Genomic DNA, 16,423 nt, shown 5'->3' with positions numbered 1-16,423 from the left:
CAAAGCCTGAAGGAAGGGCACACTCCTATGACTCAGCACGATCGCTGGACGCCCACCGAGATCACGCCCGCCGACGCCGGCGTCGCGGCCACCGCGGAAGGCCTGGTCGGCTACCTGACCGGGCACCCGGACCTCGGCGGGCTGCTCACCGAACGCAAGGCACTGGTCTTCCGCGGTTTCGGGGTCACCCCGCAGTCGCTGGAACCGGTGATGGACATCCTCCTGCCGCACCGCCTGGCCTACGTGCACGGCAACTCGCCGCGCACCAAGGTCGGCGCGAACGTCTACACCTCGACGGAGTATCCGCCCGAGTTCACCATCTCCATGCACAACGAGCTGTCGTACGCCGCAGCCTGGCCCACCCGCCTGCTGTTCTTCTGCGAGATCGCGGCGGAGACCGGCGGGGCGACCCCGGTCGTCGACGCGGCCCTGTGGCTGGAACTGCTCGACCCGCAGGTGCGCGCCGCGTTCGCGGGCGGCGTGCGGTACGTGCAGAACCTGCACGACGGCCTCGGCCTGGGCAAGAGCTGGCAGCAGACGTTCGAGACCGACAGCCGCGAGGAGGTCGAGAAGTTCCTCGCCGCCTCCGGGGCCGAATGGTCGTGGACCGCCGACGGGCTGCGGGTCAGCCAGATCCGCCCGGCGACCACCGTGCACCCGGTCACCGGGGCCGAGGTCTGGTTCAACCAGTCCGACCAGTGGCACCCGGCGGCCCTGGGCGACGACACCGCGCGGGCGCTCGCGCAGATCCTCAAGGAGGACGAGCTGCCCCAGTCGGTGCGGTTCGCCGACGGCTCGCCGATCCCCGACGGCTACGTCATCCAGGTGCGCGACCGGGCCCTGGAGGCCGCGGTCGACGTCGACTGGCGGCCCGGTGACCTGCTGCTCATCGACAACCTGCTGGTGGCACACGGCCGCCGGCCGTACACCGGCAAGCGCCGCGTGCTCGTGGCGATGACGGACTGACGGGGGAGGGAACCTACGTGACCGCAGAACAGTCCCTGCCGTTCCTGGTCGAGGCCGCGAGCGGGGCGGGCCTGGCCGACATCGAGGCCGACCGCACCCGCATCCGCAAGGCGCTGCACACCCACGGCGCGGTGCTGCTGCGCGGCTTCGCCATCGGCGGCGTCGACGGCTTCGACGCGGTGGTCCGGGCCCTGTCCGGCGCGCCGCTGACCTACGCCGAGCGGTCCTCGCCGCGCAGCACCATCAAGGGCCAGGTGTACACGTCCACGGACTACCCGCCGGACGAGGAGATCTTCCTGCACAACGAGAACTCCTACCAGGCCACCTGGCCGCGCACGCTGTACTTCTACTGCATCGAGCCGCCGACCTCGCAGGGCGCGACGCCGCTGGCCGACATCCGGCGGGTGTACCAGCTGATCGACCCGGCGGTGCGCGAGGAGTTCCAGCAGCGCGGCTGGCTGGTGCAGCGCAACTTCTACCCCGACTTCGGGGTGGCCTGGCAGCACGTGTTCGGCACCGAGGACAGGGCCGAGGTGCAGAAGTACTGCGAGGACCGGGGGATCGAGTGGCAGTGGCTGCCTGACGGCGGCCTGCGTACCCGCGCGATCCGCAGCGCGGTGCACTTCCACCCGATCAGCGGCGAGCCGGTGTGGTTCAACCACGCCACGTTCTTCCACGTCACCACGCAGTCCCCGGACGTACGCGACGGGCTGCGCAACCTGTTCGCCGACGAGGAGCTGCCGACCAACACCTACTACGGCGACGGCGGGACCATCCCCGACGACGTCATGAACCACCTGCGCACCTGCTACCGGCGGGCGAGCACCCGCTTCGACTACCAGCGCGACGACGTCGTACTGGTCGACAACATGCTGGCGGCCCACGGCCGGGAACCCTTCACCGGTCCCCGCAAGATCGCCGTCGCCATGGCCGAGCCCTCGGCCTGACAACCGCGGCGTCCGGCCCGGCGGCCTCCCCCGTACCGCCGGCCGGACGCCGCCCCTTCGCCCCGACCAGCCCACCGCCCCCTCTCCTGGCGCAACTTTTAAAGACCCGCGGCCTCCGAAGTACGTGGAGGCCGCGGGTCTTTAAAAGTTGCGAGGGAGGGCGGAGGGCGGAGGGCGGGAGCGTCAGCGGAGGCGGCGGGTGATGTCGGTGAGGAGTTCGGGTTCGGCGGGGACGAGGAAGAAGTGGGCACCGGGGAAGACGCGCAGGTCGAAGTCGGCGGTGGTGACGTCGGCCCAGGCGCGGACGGCGGGTAGGGCGCAGCCGGGGTCGCTGATGCCGGTGTACGCCGTGATCGGGGTGTCGATCGGGGGCGGGTTCGCCGGGCGGTATGCGTCGATGAGGGCGTAGTCCGAGCGCAGCGCGGGCAGGATCAGCTCGCGCAGCTCGGGGTCGGCCAGCGCGGCCCGGTCGGTGTCGGTGAGCCCGTGCATCTCGTCGATGAGCACCTCGTCGGTGCGGCTGGCCGGGTCGATGTCACGGGTGCGGTGCGGGGCCTCGCGGCCCGAGGCGAACAGGCGGTCCGGCCGGAACCCGTGCCGCTGCTCGAGCCGCCGCGCCACCTCGTACGCCACCGACGCGCCCATGCTGTGCCCGAACAGTGACAGCGGCCGGTCCAGCAGCGGCGCCAGCGCGTCGGTGATCAGGTCGGCGAGGTCGTCCATGTGGGACACGCACGCCTCGTGCAGCCGGTCCTGCCGCCCGGGATAGCGCACCGCGACCAGCTCGGTGTCCACCGGGAGCCGGGCGGGCCAGGTGCGGTAGAAGCCCGCCGCGCCACCGGCGTGCGGCAGGCAGATCAGCCGGCGGCGTGCGCCCGGCACCGGTGCGAACACCCGCAACCAGGCCGCCCCGCGCTCGATGCTGGTATCAATCATGCGCGCGAACCTATCCCGTGCCCCTATCGCGCATCTGTATCGCGCGAACCGAAGGAAGGGCACCTTCACATCGCGCCGCGTGGTGGAAGGTGCCCTTCCAACCTCTTGCTGCGCAGATAGGAACCGTATAGAGGTCGGCGTGACTGTTGCGGGGTGACATCAGCCCACGCAGCTCCGGCGGAGCCGGTCTCGGCCACGCTGGTCACCGACGACGAGGACGCCCTCACGGGGGTGATCTGGCCGGAACGGGACCACCCGATGCACGCCGGTCACTATCCGGGTTTCGCGATCCTGCCGGGCGCGTACCTGCTGGACGCGACCGACCGCCTGATGCGCGCCTCGCGGGCCGCACCTGGCACCACGCTGGCCGAGGTGGTCAGCTGCCGGTTCAAGGCACCGGTGCGCCCCGGTGAGGCGGTGGCGGTGCGGCTGCGGCTGGACCGCACCGGCCCCGAGGTGCGCTGCGAGGCGCAGCTGTCCACCGTGCACGGCCCGGTGGCGGTATTCGTGCTCGCCTACCGCCACCGCGCGGCGGCGGACACTGAACGGCCCGACCGCCCCCGGGTAGCCGTACCGGACGCGGGCCCGGTGGCCGGGCGCGACGCGATCACGCGGATCATCCCGCACCGCCCGCCGGTGCTGCTGGTCGACGAGGTCACCGAGGTCGAGCCGCGCCGGAGCCTGACGGCCCGCTACCGGGTGACCGGCGACGAGCCCTGGGGGGCCGGTGAGCCCGAGCTCGCTCCGGGCCTGGCCGTCGAGTCGTTCGCGCAGGCGGCGCTGCTGCTGATGCTGTGGGAGGACCCGAACCCGGACGTGACCCGGGGCTCGGTCGCGCTGGCCGGGCAGGGTGAGGCCATCGCGCTGCCGGGCCGTGCCCGCCGCGGTGACGTCATCGAGCATCGCGTACAGGTCGTCCGCCGCTTCGGTGACACGGCGATCTTCAAAGGCACGTCCACCGTGGACGACAAAGTGATCATGGAAGTGTCGCGGCTGATGGCGGGCCTGCGCCCGGCCGAGCAGCTGACCGCGGCACGCGACGAGAGGGGCACGCCATGACCGACCGGCCCGTGGCACTGGTCACCGGGGGTTCGCGCGGCATCGGCGCGGCCGTGGTGACCCGGCTCGCCGCCGAAGGCTACGACGTGGCCTTCTGCTACCAGTCCGCGTCCACCGCGGCCGAGCAGACCGCCAAGGAGGCGGCCGCGGCCGGGGCGAGGGTGTACGACACCGCCGTCGACGTCGCCGATCGCGACGCCGTGCACGGCTTCGTCGCCGACGTCGAGCGCGATCTCGGCGCGATCGAGGCTGTCGTGTGCGTCGCGGGGATCATCCGCGACAACCCGCTCGCCCTGCTCAAGGACGACGAGTGGCAGCAGGTGCTGCGGGTGAACCTCGACGGCACGTACCACGTCTGCAAGGCGGTGATCCGGCGGCTGATGCGCCGCCGCCGGGGGTCGATCGTGACGATGTCCTCGGTCGCCGGGGTCGCGGGCACGCCCATGCAGACCAACTACGCCGCGTCGAAGGCCGGGATCATCGGCCTGACCCAGGCGCTGTCCAAGGAGGTCGGGTCGTACGGCATCCGCGTCAACGCGGTCGCCCCCGGCTTCATCGAGACCGACATGATCTCCGGCCTGTCGGCCGACTTCAGCGAGCGGATGCTCGACCGGGTGTCGCTGCGCCGCTTCGGCCGTGCCGAGGAGGTCGCCGACCTGGTGGCGTTCCTGGTGTCGCCGCGATCGTCCTACATCACCGGGCAGGTGCTGCGCATCGACGGCGGCACGGCGATCTGAGCGGGGTACGCCATGGCAGTCCAGCCCGTGTGGTGGTCCCCGCTACGGCCACCCGCGGCCGCTCCGGCACGACGGCGGCTGCTGGTGCTGCCGCACTCGGGGGCGGGCCCCAACTCGTACCGCCCGCTGCTGGGCGGCCTGCCCGGCGACGTCGAGGTGCGCGGGCTGACGCTGCCCGGCCGCGAGCGGCGGCTCGGCGAGCGCACCGGAGCGAGCCTCGACGACGTGCTCAGCTCGCTCGGTGAACTGGGCGACCCGCTGCCCACCGTGGTGTTCGGGCACAGCCTGGGCGCGCTGCTGGCCATGTGGGTGGCCTGCGAGCTGGGCGGCGACTGCGCCGGGGTGATCGTGTCCGGGCAGGCGCCCGGCGCGAACCGCCGCTGGCGGCACCGCCCGCCGACCGAGGCCGAGATGATCGAGCTGCTGGAGGCGGGCGACGTGCCCCTGTCCAAGGCGCTGTACGCGCCCCGCTGGCGGGCCGTGCTGCTCGACGCGCTGCGGGCCGACCTGCGCCTGGGGGCCGAGGCCGCCGACTTCGACCGGATCCGGCTCGACGCGCCACTGACCGTGCTGGCGGGCCAGGCCGACCGCCTGGTCGACCCGACCGCGCTGGGCTGCTGGGCCCGGCACACCAGCGCGTCCTGCCGCACCCGGCTGCTGCCCGGCGGTCACTTCGCCGTGCTCGCCGAGGGCAACCGCGCCGAGGTGACCACGCTGATCGCGGCAGCCGTCGCAAAGACTGTGCCGGTCGCCGCGCCCTGCCCGGCTTCGGCTGACGCGCGGCCGGTGCCGGTCGGTGCGGCGGGCCCAGGCACGGCGGGGCGCTGACCGTGTGGAGTCCGTCCGGGGCCGGGCCCAGGTCGCCGCGTCGCTGCAGGAGGCCCCGCCCGCCGTGGCCCCGGGTGGGCTCCGGGATCACCCGCAGAAACCGGGGCAGGAGCCGGGGGACGGGGCAGGGTGATCACCGGAGGCACGGGGTCGCCGTCGCGGCATACCGTCGGATCATGATCGACAAACGACTGCTCGCCGGGGCCGGGCTGGCCGGGAGCGTGCTGACCGCGCTGCTCGCCGCGGTCGGCCAGGTCGACCCGGATCCGCAGCTCAGCCACGTGTCGCTGACCGTCAGCGACTTCGCCGTGCACGACCGCGGCGGTGCCACCGACATGGCGATGGTGGTCTTCGGGCTGTCGGCGTGGTGCCTGCTGCCCGTACTGCGCCAGGCCGCGCCCCGGGTCCTGCTGGCCGTGTTCGGCGCGGCCATGGTGGTGGCGGCGCTCGCCCCGACCGACCTCGGTCCGCTGACGGCGACCGGTTACCTGCACCGCTACGCCTCGATGCTGGCCTTCGTGATGCTGCCGCTGGCCGCGGTTACCCTGCGCCCGGTGAGCCGGGCGCTGCGCGCGACGGCGGCCGTCGCGGGCGGGTTCGCCGTGCTCATGCTCGCCAGTGCGACGCTCGCCGATCGATATCTGATCGGCGCTGCCGAACGGTATCTGCTGCTCAGCGAGGTGGTGCTGCTCGGCCTGCTCGCCTGGCGCGGATGGCGCGATTGCCCGGCACGGCCCGCCCGGTCTACCGTGAGTCACGCCTGACCACGGGGAGGAATCGGCGTGACCGTCCACATCGCAGGGCACGATCCGCAAGCGCCGCCGGTCTACTGCAGGCGGTGGAACTTCCGCCACCACGAGCCGGTCGAGCCGCTGTCGGCCGACGAGGCCCAGGCCCGCGACCTGGCAGGTGAGCCGTACGCCGTGATCCCGGCGGCGCCGCCGAGCGGGGTGCCGGACGTGGTCATCGAGATCGCCTGGGACAACGGGCACGCCGGGGTCTGGTTCTTCGACGCCTACGGCCGCCAGTGCCTGCACTACTCGTTCCGGCGCAGCGGCGAGCACCTGTTCCTGGGCGGCATGACGCAGTGGGACTACCCCGACGCCGACGCCGCGACGCTGTCCGGCGCGACGTGCGTGACCTGGTTCGAGTTCCGTGAGGACGGCAGTGCCCGCCGGGTCATCAGCGACGACCCGGCCCGCCCCCGCACCGTCGAGGACCGTACGGGTGTGGACGTCAGCACGCAGTGGGAGCCGGTGCCCGATTTCGGCAAGTGGGACTCACTCGCCCGGTGGAGCCGCAGTTAACGAATCGGGCCCGGTCACCTAGAGTTGGGAGAGCGCGATCCCGGCTGGTGGGGCAGCGTCATACCGGGTTCCGTTGAGAGCGCTCTCGCGGCTATGGTGCGGTCGGGGCGCGCGCGACGGGGCGCGTGCCGTGCCGAGATTGCGAGTGCCCATGACGTACCGGAAGCTGACCATCGAGGACATCGCCCGCAAGGCCGGAGTGTCGCGGGCGACCGCCTCGCGGGTGCTCAACAACGCGCCGGGCGTTTCCGCCGACCTGCGTACGGCGGTCAACCGGGTCGTCGCCGATCTGGGCTACCGGCCGAACGCGGCCGCACGGGCGCTCGCCTCGGGCCGCCGCGACGCCCTCGACCTGGTCGTCATCGCCTGCCACGACGACATCAGCCGGTTCGGGGCCCAGCCCTACTACAGCCGGGTCATCGCGGGCGTGCTGTCGGCGCTGGCCGGCACCGACACGCAGTTGCGGGTCAACGTCGCCGGGGCCGAGGACGCCACCGAGCTGATCGACCGCGTCGCGAAGACGGTGACCGCCGGAGCGGTGCTGGTCAACCTGTCGCCCGAACAGGCGGCCCGGTTCCACGCCCGCTGCCGCAAGGCGGTGTCGCTGGGCGCGACCGCCCCGCACGTGCCGGCCGTCGAACCGGAGAACAGCCGCGCGGCGTACGACGCGATCAGCCTGCTGCACCGCATCGGCTGCCGGCGGATCGCCGCGATCCACGGCCCCGACTGCAACACCTGCGCCGCCGGCCGCCGGGCCGGGCACCTCGAAGCGGTCCGTGAGCTGGGCCTGCCCGACATCGCCGTCGACGGCGGGTTCCGGCGCGAGGGCGGCTACGCGGCCGCGACCCGGCTGCTGGCCGAGCACCCCGACCTCGACGGCCTCTTCGCGGCCTGCGACATGATGGCCGCCGGCGCGATCCAGGCCATCACCGACGCCGGACGGCGCGTGCCCGACGACATCGCCGTCGTCGGCTTCGACGACAGCGCCGTCGCGGCCTGCGTCAGCCCGCCGCTGACCACGATGCGGCTGCCGGTCGAGCAGATGGCCGCCGCCGCGACCAGGGCGCTGCTGGAGGGCGCCGCAGCACCGCACTGGCGGCGCTTCTTCCCCGTAGACATGGTCGTGCGCAACAGCACGGGGCCCAGTGCCGCGCTCCTGCTTCCCGCCGCCGACTCCCGGCTCCCGGCGACCGCTCTCGCCGGACGCCGGTAACCGGCCCGGACGCCGGACCCATCCGCACCTTGCCACCAGGACGCCGCCCGGTGTCCGCGAAAGGAACCCCGTGTCCTCCCTGCCTTACCTCGACCCCACGCTGCCGACCGAGCAGCGGGTCGCCGACCTCATCGGGCGGATGACGCTGCCGGAGAAGGCCGGGCAGATGCTCCAGCTCACCGCCCGCGACGGCGTACGCCACCTGGTCGAGGACTTCCACGTCGGCTCGATCCTGCACGCCTCGCCGGAGCGGGTGCGCGAGGCCGCCGAGATGGCCAGCCACTCCCGGCTGGGCATCCCGCTGCTGATCGCCGAGGACTGCATCCACGGGCACTCGTTCTGGCAGGGCGCGACGATCTTCCCGACGCAGCTCGGCATGGCCGCGACCTGGGACGCCGCGCTCATCGAGCGGGCCGCCCGGATCACCGCGATCGAGGTCGCCGCGACCGGTGTGCACTGGACCTTCTCCCCGGTCCTGTGCATCGCCCGGGACCTGCGCTGGGGCCGGGTCGACGAGACGTTCGGCGAGGACCCGTTCCTGATCGGCGAGTTCGCCTCGGCGATGGTGCGCGGCTACCAGGGCGACGGCCTGGCCGACCCGACGGCGATCCTGGCCTGCGCCAAGCACTTCGCGGGCTACTCCGAGACCCAGGGCGGCCGTGACGCCAGCGAGGCCGACATCTCCCGGCGCAAGCTGCGCTCGTGGTTCCTGCCGCCGTTCGAGCGGGTCGCCCGCGAGGGCTGCCGCACGTTCATGCTCGGCTACCAGTCGATGGACGGCGTGCCGGTCACGGTGAACGACTGGCTGCTCAACGAGGTGCTGCGCGGCGAGTGGGGCTACCGCGGCACGCTGGTCACCGACTGGGACAACGTCGGGCGCATGGTCTGGGAGCAGCACATCTTCCCCGACTTCACCACCGCGTCGGCGGCCGCGGTGAAGGCGGGCAACGACATGGTGATGACCACGCAGGACTTCTTCGAGGGGGCGCAGGACGCCGTCGCCAAGGGCCTGCTGGAGGAGTCGGATCTGGACGCGGCGGTCACCCGCATCCTGACCCTGAAGTTCGAGCTGGGGCTGTTCGAGAACCCGCGCCACCCCGACGCGGCCCGCCAGGCCGAGGTCATCGGGATCGCCGCGCACGCCGAGCTCAACCTGGAGGTGGCGCGGCGCTCGCTGGTGCTGCTGCGCAACGACGGCACGCTGCCGATGGCGGGCGGCCTGACCGCCGGTGCGGACGGCCGCGCGAGCGCGCCGCAGGCCCGCACCGTCGCGATCGTCGGGCCCAACGCCGACGACGCGCACACCCAGCTCGGTGACTGGGCGGGCGCGTCCGGGCAGGCCGAGTGGCTGCCCGAAGGCCACCCCCGCGAGATGATCACTACGGTGCTGGACGGGTTCCGCGAGGTCGCTCCGCAGGACTGGACGGTCACCCACGCGCGCGGCGCGGACATCGTCGTCACCGGCCCCGACCCGGAGGGCGAGTTCTTCCCCGACGGCCAGCCCCGGCCCGACGTGGCGCTGCCCGCCCCGGTCGACGAGGCGCTGATCGCCGCGGCTGTCGCGGACGCGAGCCGCGCCGACTACGTGGTGGCGGTGGTCGGCGACCGGATCGAGCTGGTCGGGGAGTACTGCTCGACGGCGACGCTGGAGCTGATGGGCGGGCAGGTGGCGCTGCTGGACGCGCTGGCGGCGACGGGCAAGCCGCTGATCGTGGTGCTGCTCAGCTCCAAGCCGCTGGTGCTGCCGCCGTCGGCGCTGAACGCGGCGGCGATCGTGTACGCGGCCAACCCCGGCATGCGCGGCGGGCGGGCGATCGCCGAGCTGCTGCTCGGGCTGATCGAGCCCGGTGGGCGGCTGCCGATCTCGTTCGCCCGGCACGCCGGTCAGCAGCCGACGTACTACAACCAGGTGCGCGGCCAGCACGGCCACCGCTACGCCGACCTGACCCAGGCCCCGGCGTTCGCGTTCGGGCAGGGCCTGAGCTACACCACGGTGGAGTACTCCGGCCTGCGGGTGCTGACGCCGACCGTCGGCCCGGCCGACACCGTTCGGGCGCAGGTGCAGCTGCGCAACACCGGTGCGCGGCCCGCGCTGGAGACCGTTCAGGTGTACGTCAGCGACACGGTCACCTCGGTGACCTGGGCCGAGCAGGAGCTGAAGGCGTACCGGCAGGTGACGGTGGAGCCGGGCGAGACCCGCGTGGTCGAGCTGGAGGTGCCGGTGGCGGCGTGCTCCATCGTGGACGCCCGGGGTGCCCGGGTCGTCGAGCCGGGCGAGTTCGAGCTGCGGGTGGGTCCGTCCTCGCGGGCCGAGGACCTGCAGCGGGCGGCATTTGCGGTCGTAGCCTGACGGCGGCGGCCACGCTCGTCGAAGAACGGCGGTTCCCTCCGGGGGCCGCCGTTCTTCGTTTCCCCGACGGCGCCGTGGGCATGTCTACCACCCCCATTGATCGAGATACGTTTATGTAGAATCATTTCTTGACGCCGATATATAGCGGCGGTAAGTTTCGCCTGATATCGATTTCATGGCTCCACTCAGGACCTTGCCCCCCCGCCCCCGGCCACCCCCGATCCGGAGGAACGATGATCCGCCGTACCCTCACCGGCCTGATCCTGTCCACCCTCGCCGCCACGGCCACCGCCATCGCGGTCCAGGCCCCCGTCGCGCACGCCGCCTGCACCTCGATCCCGGCCAACCACGACCCCGCCGTGATCGTCATGGTGTACCGGACCGCCCGCAGCCTCAACGTCAACGACAAGGTCATGCTGTCGGGCTTCGAAGCCGGCTGGGTCGAGTCCCGCATGAACAACCTGCCCTGCGGCGACAAGTCGTCGCTCGGGGTGTTCCAGCAGCGCTGGGACTACGGCTGGGGCACTCCCGAGCAGATCATGGACGTCGTCTACGCCTCCACGCAGTACTACAGTCGGGCGATCGTCTGCGACCGCAACAACCCCGGCTACCGGCCCGGCCAGATCGCCCAGTGCGTGCAGCGCTCCGGCTTCCCCGACCGCTACGACCAGGTCGAGAGCAAGGCCCGCACGCTGTGGGCCGAGGCCCGTCGCGTCGCCGAGACGGCCGCGAGCGCCTCCACCGACGTCACCGGCGACGGCCGCGACGACGTCCTGACGTTCACCCAGAACACCCTGGCCGACGTGTACGTCGCCCCGTCCACCGGCAGCGCCTTCGCGGGCACCTCGGTCAAGTGGAACGACTTCTTCGCCCTCGGCGGCGAGACCGCCCGCTCCGGTGACTTCAACGGCGACGGCAGGGACGACATCGTCGCGTTCACCCACGGCACCACCGGCACCGCAGCCGGTGACGTATACGTGGCGCTGTCCACCGGCACCGGATTCACCGGCGGCGCGAAGTGGCACGACTGGTTCGCCCCCGGCGCCGAGGTCCCGGCCGTCGGTGACGTCAACGGCGACGGCCGGGACGACATCATCACCTTCACCCACAACCCGGCCGGTGACGTGTACGTGGCCCTGTCCAACGGCTCCTCGTTCGGCGCGGGCGTCAAGTGGCACGAGTTCTTCTCCCCGGCCAACGAGTACCCGGCGGTCGGCGACGTCAACGGCGACGGCAAGGACGACATCATCACCTTCACCCAGGGCCCGGCCTCGGCCGCCGACGTGATCGTGGGCCTGTCCAACGGCAGCTCGTTCGGGCCGGGGCTCAAGTGGCACGACCTGTTCGCGGTCGGTGCGGAACTGCCCCGCGTCGGCGACGTCAACGGTGACGGCAAGGACGACATCGTCACGTTCACCTGCAACGCCGACGCCGACGTGTACGCCGCCCTGTCGACCGGCACCGGGTTCGCCGGAACCACCGTGAAGTGGAACGACTTCTTCTGCACCGCCGGGGAGTTCCCGATCCTGGGCGACGTCAACGGCGACGGCAAGGACGACATCATCGTGTTCACCAAGGGCGCGACCAACGACGTCTACGTCGGACTGTCCACCGGCACCGGGTTCCTCGGCGGCGCGAAATGGCACGACTTCTTCGGCCTCAACGGCGAAACCACCCTCTGACCATGACCCCCGAGAGGACGACCATGCCATCCCGTACCCCCGCGGCCCTGCTCGGCGCGGCCCTGGCCGCCGCGCTGGTCGGCGCGGCAGCCCCCGCCGTCGCGGCCCCCGCACCGGCACCGGCGACCACCGCCGCCTTCGACCACGCCGCCACCGTCTCCGGTGTGCCCCGTGACCTGCTCGTCGCCATCGGCTACGGCGAGAGCCGCCTCGACGGCCACGACGGGCTGCCCAGCGCCGCCAACGGCTACGGCGTCATGCACCTGGCCGACAACCCCGGCAACCAGAGCCTGCCCCTGGCCGCCAGACTCACCGGCGAGCGGGTCGCCCGCCTCAAGGCCGACACCGCCGCCAACATCCACGGGTCCGCCGCCGTGCTGCGGGCGTACGCCGACGACCTCGGCCTGCGCCCCGCCGACCGCACCCGGCTCGCGGCCTGGTATCCGGTCGTCGCCCGCTACAGCGCCGCAGCCGAGGACGCGACCGCGCGGCTCTACGCCGACCACGTCTACGACCTGCTCAACACCGGCCTGTCCGGCCGCGCCGAGACCGGCGAGATGATCGCCGTCAAGGGCCGCGCCGTCAAACCGCAACTCGGCCGCTACACAGCGGTCGCCCCGGCCGGGGCTGGGGTGTCCACCGCGGCAGGCCCCCCCGCGGTCACCGGCGCAGCCGCGCAGGCCGTCGCGGCGGCGCTGCCGGAGTACCCGCCCGCGCGCTGGATCTCCGCCGCCGGGGGCAACTACGGCGCGGGCCGCTCGTCGGCGATCACCACCGTGGTCATCCACGTCACCCAGGGCTCGTACGCGGGCACGGTCAGCTGGTTCCAGAACCCGTCCGCGGGCGTCAGCGCGCACTACGTGGTGAAGTCCAGCAACGGCGAGGTCACCCAGATGGTGCGCGACGGCGACACGGCCTACCACGCCCGCTCGGCCAACCCGTACGCGCTGGGCATCGAGCACGAGGGCTTCGTCGACAACCCGGCCTGGTTCACCGACGCGATGTACCGCTCCTCGGCGGCGCTGACCCGGCACCTGACCGGCAAGTTCGGCATCCCGCGCGACCGCGCCCACATCAGGGGCCACAACGAGATGCCCGGCAACGACCACACCGATCCGGGGCCGCACTGGAACTGGAACTACTACATGACGCTGGTCAACTCCGGCGGCTCCGGCGCGAAGTACTACGCGGGTTCGCCGACGGACTTCTCCGGTGACGGCAAGGACGACATCGTCACGTTCACGCACGGCACCCTGGCTGATGTGTACGTGTCGCCGTCGACGGGCAGTGGTTTCGCGGGCACGTCGGTGAAGTGGAACGACTTCTTCGCCCTGACCGGGGAGACGCCGCTGACCGGTGACTTCAACGGTGACGGCAAGGACGACATCGTCGCGTTCACCCACGGCACGACCGGCACGGCGGCAGGTGACGTGTACGTGGCGCTGTCCAACGGGACGGGGTTCCTGGGGGCGTCGAAGTGGCATGACTGGTTCGCCCCTGGTGCGGAGGTCCCGGCGGTCGGTGACGTCAACGGCGACGGCAGGGACGACATCGTGACGTTCACCCACGACACCAACGGTGACGTGTACGTGGCCCTGTCGAACGGTTCGTCGTTCGGCGCGGGGGTCAAGTGGCACGAGTTCTTCTCCCCGGCCAACGAGTTTCCGGCGCTGGGTGATGTCAACGGTGACGGCAGGGATGACCTGATCACGTTCACGCAGGGCCCGGCGAGCGCGGCGGATGTGATCGTGGGTCTGTCGAACGGCAGTTCGTTCGGGCCGGGTCTGAAGTGGCACGACCTGTTCGCGGTCGGGGCGGAGCAGCCGCGGGTCGGTGACGTCAACGGTGACGGTAAGGACGACATCGTGACGTTCACGTGCAACGCCGACGCCGATGTGTATGCGGCGGTGTCGAACGGTTCGGCGTTCGTGGGTACGACGGTGAAGTGGAACGACTTCTTCTGTACGGCGGGGGAGTTCCCGTTCCTGGGTGACTTCAACGGTGACGGTAAGGACGACATCGTCGTGTTCACGAAGGGTTCGCTCAACGACGTGTACGTGGGGCTGTCCACCGGGACCGGGTTCCTGGGCGGGGCGAAGTGGCACGACTTCTTCGGCCTCAACGGCGAGACGACGTACTGAGATCCTCGGCGGCCGGGCCACCCCCGGCCGCCGGGCTCCCTCCGAAACCGGATAACAGCAGGTCGAACGGCAGTAAAATGCGTTCATGGAAGTCCTTCCGGCTTCGATGTTCGTGCCGGTGGCGCTGGGGTTCTTCGGACTCGGCACCGGCTATCTGATCTACGGACCACAGGAGCTGTTCGGCTATCCGGCCCGCGATCCGCGCGTCGATCGCAGCAACGGGGTCTGGGGCATCTGGATGCCCGGTTTCTGCCAGTTCCTGGTGGGCCTCTACCTGTTCGTCGGGCTCACCTGGTTCGAGGTCTTCACCACCAACAAGACGCTCTACATGGCCGCCCTGGCGTTCAGCGCCTACGGCATCCACTGGTTCGCGCTGGGCTGGATCAGGCTGCAGGGCTCCGACGCCCGGCCGAACGGCTACATGTGCATCCCGTTCGTGCTGCTGGGCATCCTCGGCATGCTCGTGTTCTTCCGGGCCGGGGACTGGCCCCTAGGGCTGCTGTTCACCGGGCTGACCCTGGTGTACATCGCCGAGTTCTTCGCCAGCTTCAACATCGGCGGCAGGCCCGCCCACGACGGGCACGGCCCGCTCAACCCCGGCCAGAAGGTCCTCGGCCTGCTGCACATCCTGGTCGGCCTGTGGCTGATTTACCTGACGTTCGCGGCCACCCTCAACCTCGCCTCCGGCACCCACCTGCCCGCCTGAGGCACGCACGGCGGCCACTGTCCGCCGCCTCCTCCAGACCGCCCCAACGTGTGAGGCGGAACGGGCACGCGAGGCGGCCGCCCAGTCGTGATCGGGTGTTCAGAGCCAGGTCGTGGCCAGCCAGGTGGTCGCTGCGGCGGTGATGAGCAGCGCGATGTTGAGGCCGATGAGGCGGGCCTCGCCGCGGGACAGGTGTACGGCGATGCCGCCGACCTGGATCAGGAGCAGGCCGATCGACGCGGCGACGGCGAGCCAGGCCGCGACGCCGGTCAACGGCGGCAGGATCAAGCCCGCCGCGCCCAGGATCTCCAGCACACCGATGGTCCTGACCAGTGGCATCGGGACCCGGTCGACCCAGCCCATCATCGGCTGGAGCTGTTCCTTGCTCCGGGCGACCTTCATGCCTCCGGCGTAGAGGTAGAACGCCGCCAGCAGTCCCGCGACGATCCAGTAGGCGAGTTCCATGTGGGCTCCCTCGGTGCCGAAGCACGGCAGTGATCAGGATGGTTACCATCCGTAAGTCGCCTCATGATGCGTCACGGCCGGGCGGCGTACAAAAGGCACACGGGTGTGCGTGAGGCACAGGGAGTGGTTTTGTCCGACTACGAGCACACGTGCATGATCCGGGGCGACGGTGGCCGGACCATCCGGGCGATCCTGGACCAGATCTGTAACAAGTGGACACTGCTCATCGTGGCCACCCTCGATCAGGGCACGGTGCGCTTCACCGACCTGCACCAGCAGATCCCGGGCATCTCCCAGCGCATGCTGACCCTGACCCTGCGCAACCTCGAACGCGACGGCCTGGTGGCCCGCACCGTGTACGCGGAGGTGCCGCCCCGGGTGGAGTACGCGCTGACCGACACCGGCCGCAGCCTCATCCCGCCCGCGCTGGCCCTGGCCGGGTGGGCGATCGAGCACGTGCCGCACATCGAGGCCAGCCGGGCCGCGTACCAGGCGCGGACTGCCTGATCATCGCGGCGCGTGGCAGGATTGCCCGATGCCCGTCGTGGAGGCCGTAGCGATCGTCCCCGTCCCGCCCGCCGTCGCGTTCGCGGTGTCGCAGACCACGGGCGAGACCCGCTACCGCTGGGACCCGTTCGTACGCGAGCAGCACCTGCTCGACGGCGCGGCCCGCCCCGGCAAGGGGGTGCGCACGTTCACCCGGTCCCGGCACGGCCTGACCATGGTCAGCGAATACGTGTCGTACGCCCCGCCGACCAACGTGGGCATGAAGATGGTCCGCGGGCCGTGGTTCTTCGAGATGATGGCAGGCGGCTGGCGCTTCGCCCCGGCACCCGAGCCCGGTCACACGGTCGCGACGTGGCGCTACCACTTCCGGACCCGCCCGGCGCTGCTCCGCCCGATCGCCGACCGCGTCGGGGTGTGGCTGCTCGGCCGGGACATCCGCCGCAGGATCGCCGGGTTCGCACGCGGCTGCCAGGACCCCGCAGTGCTCGCGGCGGTCGACGAGCTGGCAGGCTGAGCCGTCGCCACCGGCCAAGGCAGCGGCGACGGCTCGTGAGCCCAGATGGCATGGCGATTGCTGAG

16 protein-coding genes are annotated in these 16,423 nt (G+C 71.7%); 14 read left to right on the top strand and 2 right to left on the bottom strand.

The genetic code is table 11. The features are described from left to right. The first annotated feature begins 27 nt into the window (after positions 1-27). The gene (locus HAV40_RS30265; protein WP_166387255.1) at positions 28-966 is read left to right on the top strand and encodes a TauD/TfdA family dioxygenase; all 939 of its coding nucleotides are present in this window, start codon (positions 28-30) and stop codon (positions 964-966) included. Between the two features lie 17 nt (positions 967-983). Continuing rightward, positions 984-1,913, top strand: a complete 930-nt coding sequence (locus HAV40_RS30260) for a TauD/TfdA family dioxygenase (protein ID WP_166387253.1) — start codon at positions 984-986, stop codon at positions 1,911-1,913. A gap of 183 nt (positions 1,914-2,096) precedes the next feature. Here HAV40_RS30260 and HAV40_RS30255 read toward each other — a convergent pair whose 3' ends face one another. Further along, a complete protein-coding gene (locus tag HAV40_RS30255) occupies positions 2,097-2,849 on the bottom strand; it encodes a thioesterase II family protein (RefSeq protein WP_166387251.1) in 753 nt (250 codons plus the stop codon). A gap of 153 nt (positions 2,850-3,002) precedes the next feature. On the opposite strand from HAV40_RS30255, the gene HAV40_RS30250 reads away from it, so the two are divergent. The 10 genes from HAV40_RS30250 (at position 3,003) to HAV40_RS30205 (ending at position 14,872) form a co-directional block, all read left to right on the top strand. Next, positions 3,003-3,908 (top strand): ApeI family dehydratase, encoded by a 906-nt coding sequence (locus HAV40_RS30250; RefSeq protein WP_166387249.1) that lies wholly within the window; start codon positions 3,003-3,005, stop codon positions 3,906-3,908. Continuing rightward, entirely contained in the window at positions 3,905-4,645 is a 741-nt protein-coding gene (fabG, locus tag HAV40_RS30245) for a 3-oxoacyl-ACP reductase FabG (RefSeq protein WP_166387247.1), read from the top strand. The genes HAV40_RS30250 and fabG overlap by 4 nt, the downstream gene beginning before the upstream one ends. 12 nt (positions 4,646-4,657) lie before the next feature. Beyond that, the gene (locus HAV40_RS30240) at positions 4,658-5,473 is read left to right on the top strand and encodes a thioesterase II family protein (protein ID WP_166387245.1); all 816 of its coding nucleotides are present in this window, start codon (positions 4,658-4,660) and stop codon (positions 5,471-5,473) included. 176 nt (positions 5,474-5,649) lie between these two features. After that, complete coding sequence (locus HAV40_RS30235) at positions 5,650-6,237, top strand: DUF998 domain-containing protein (protein WP_166387243.1); 588 nt, start codon at positions 5,650-5,652, stop codon at positions 6,235-6,237. A gap of 18 nt (positions 6,238-6,255) precedes the next feature. After that, positions 6,256-6,780: a hypothetical protein gene (locus tag HAV40_RS30230; protein WP_166387241.1), complete on the top strand. Its 525-nt coding sequence runs from the start codon at positions 6,256-6,258 to the stop codon at positions 6,778-6,780. Between the two features lie 151 nt (positions 6,781-6,931). Continuing rightward, positions 6,932-7,993 carry a LacI family DNA-binding transcriptional regulator gene (locus tag HAV40_RS30225; RefSeq protein ID WP_166387238.1) on the top strand — a complete coding sequence of 354 codons (1,062 nt, stop codon included), beginning with the start codon at positions 6,932-6,934 and terminating at the stop codon, positions 7,991-7,993. 70 nt (positions 7,994-8,063) lie between these two features. After that, the gene (locus tag HAV40_RS30220; RefSeq protein WP_166387236.1) at positions 8,064-10,343 is read left to right on the top strand and encodes an exo-beta-d-1,3/1,6-glucosidase; all 2,280 of its coding nucleotides are present in this window, start codon (positions 8,064-8,066) and stop codon (positions 10,341-10,343) included. A gap of 233 nt (positions 10,344-10,576) precedes the next feature. Continuing rightward, a complete protein-coding gene (locus tag HAV40_RS30215; protein ID WP_166387234.1) occupies positions 10,577-12,025 on the top strand; it encodes an FG-GAP repeat domain-containing protein in 1,449 nt (482 codons plus the stop codon). Positions 12,026-12,027: 2 nt separating this feature from the next. Further along, the gene (locus HAV40_RS30210; protein ID WP_240935368.1) at positions 12,028-14,166 is read left to right on the top strand and encodes an N-acetylmuramoyl-L-alanine amidase; all 2,139 of its coding nucleotides are present in this window, start codon (positions 12,028-12,030) and stop codon (positions 14,164-14,166) included. A gap of 85 nt (positions 14,167-14,251) precedes the next feature. Continuing rightward, the gene (locus tag HAV40_RS30205) at positions 14,252-14,872 is read left to right on the top strand and encodes a hypothetical protein (protein ID WP_203672089.1); all 621 of its coding nucleotides are present in this window, start codon (positions 14,252-14,254) and stop codon (positions 14,870-14,872) included. A 99-nt stretch (positions 14,873-14,971) separates the two neighbouring features. Here the strand turns inward: HAV40_RS30205 and HAV40_RS30200 are convergent, their stop codons facing one another. Continuing rightward, positions 14,972-15,337, bottom strand: a complete 366-nt coding sequence (locus HAV40_RS30200; protein WP_166387232.1) for a DoxX family protein — start codon at positions 15,335-15,337, stop codon at positions 14,972-14,974. A 123-nt stretch (positions 15,338-15,460) separates the two neighbouring features. Between HAV40_RS30200 and HAV40_RS30195 the strand changes: the two genes are divergently transcribed. Both HAV40_RS30195 and HAV40_RS30190 read left to right on the top strand, forming a co-directional pair. Continuing rightward, positions 15,461-15,844, top strand: coding sequence for a winged helix-turn-helix transcriptional regulator (locus HAV40_RS30195; RefSeq protein WP_409365020.1), 384 nt, complete (start codon positions 15,461-15,463; stop codon positions 15,842-15,844). A 28-nt stretch (positions 15,845-15,872) separates the two neighbouring features. After that, on the top strand, positions 15,873-16,358 hold the full coding sequence (locus tag HAV40_RS30190; protein WP_166387228.1) for an SRPBCC family protein: 486 nt from the start codon (positions 15,873-15,875) through the stop codon (positions 16,356-16,358). Positions 16,359-16,423 lie beyond the last annotated feature (65 nt).

It is taken from the genome of Catellatospora methionotrophica (assembly GCF_011297335.1).
Taxonomy (GTDB): Bacteria; Actinomycetota; Actinomycetes; order Mycobacteriales; family Micromonosporaceae; genus Catellatospora; species Catellatospora methionotrophica.
The sequence above is the reverse complement of the archived record's forward strand: the minus strand, read 5'-3'. Positions and strand labels throughout refer to the sequence as shown.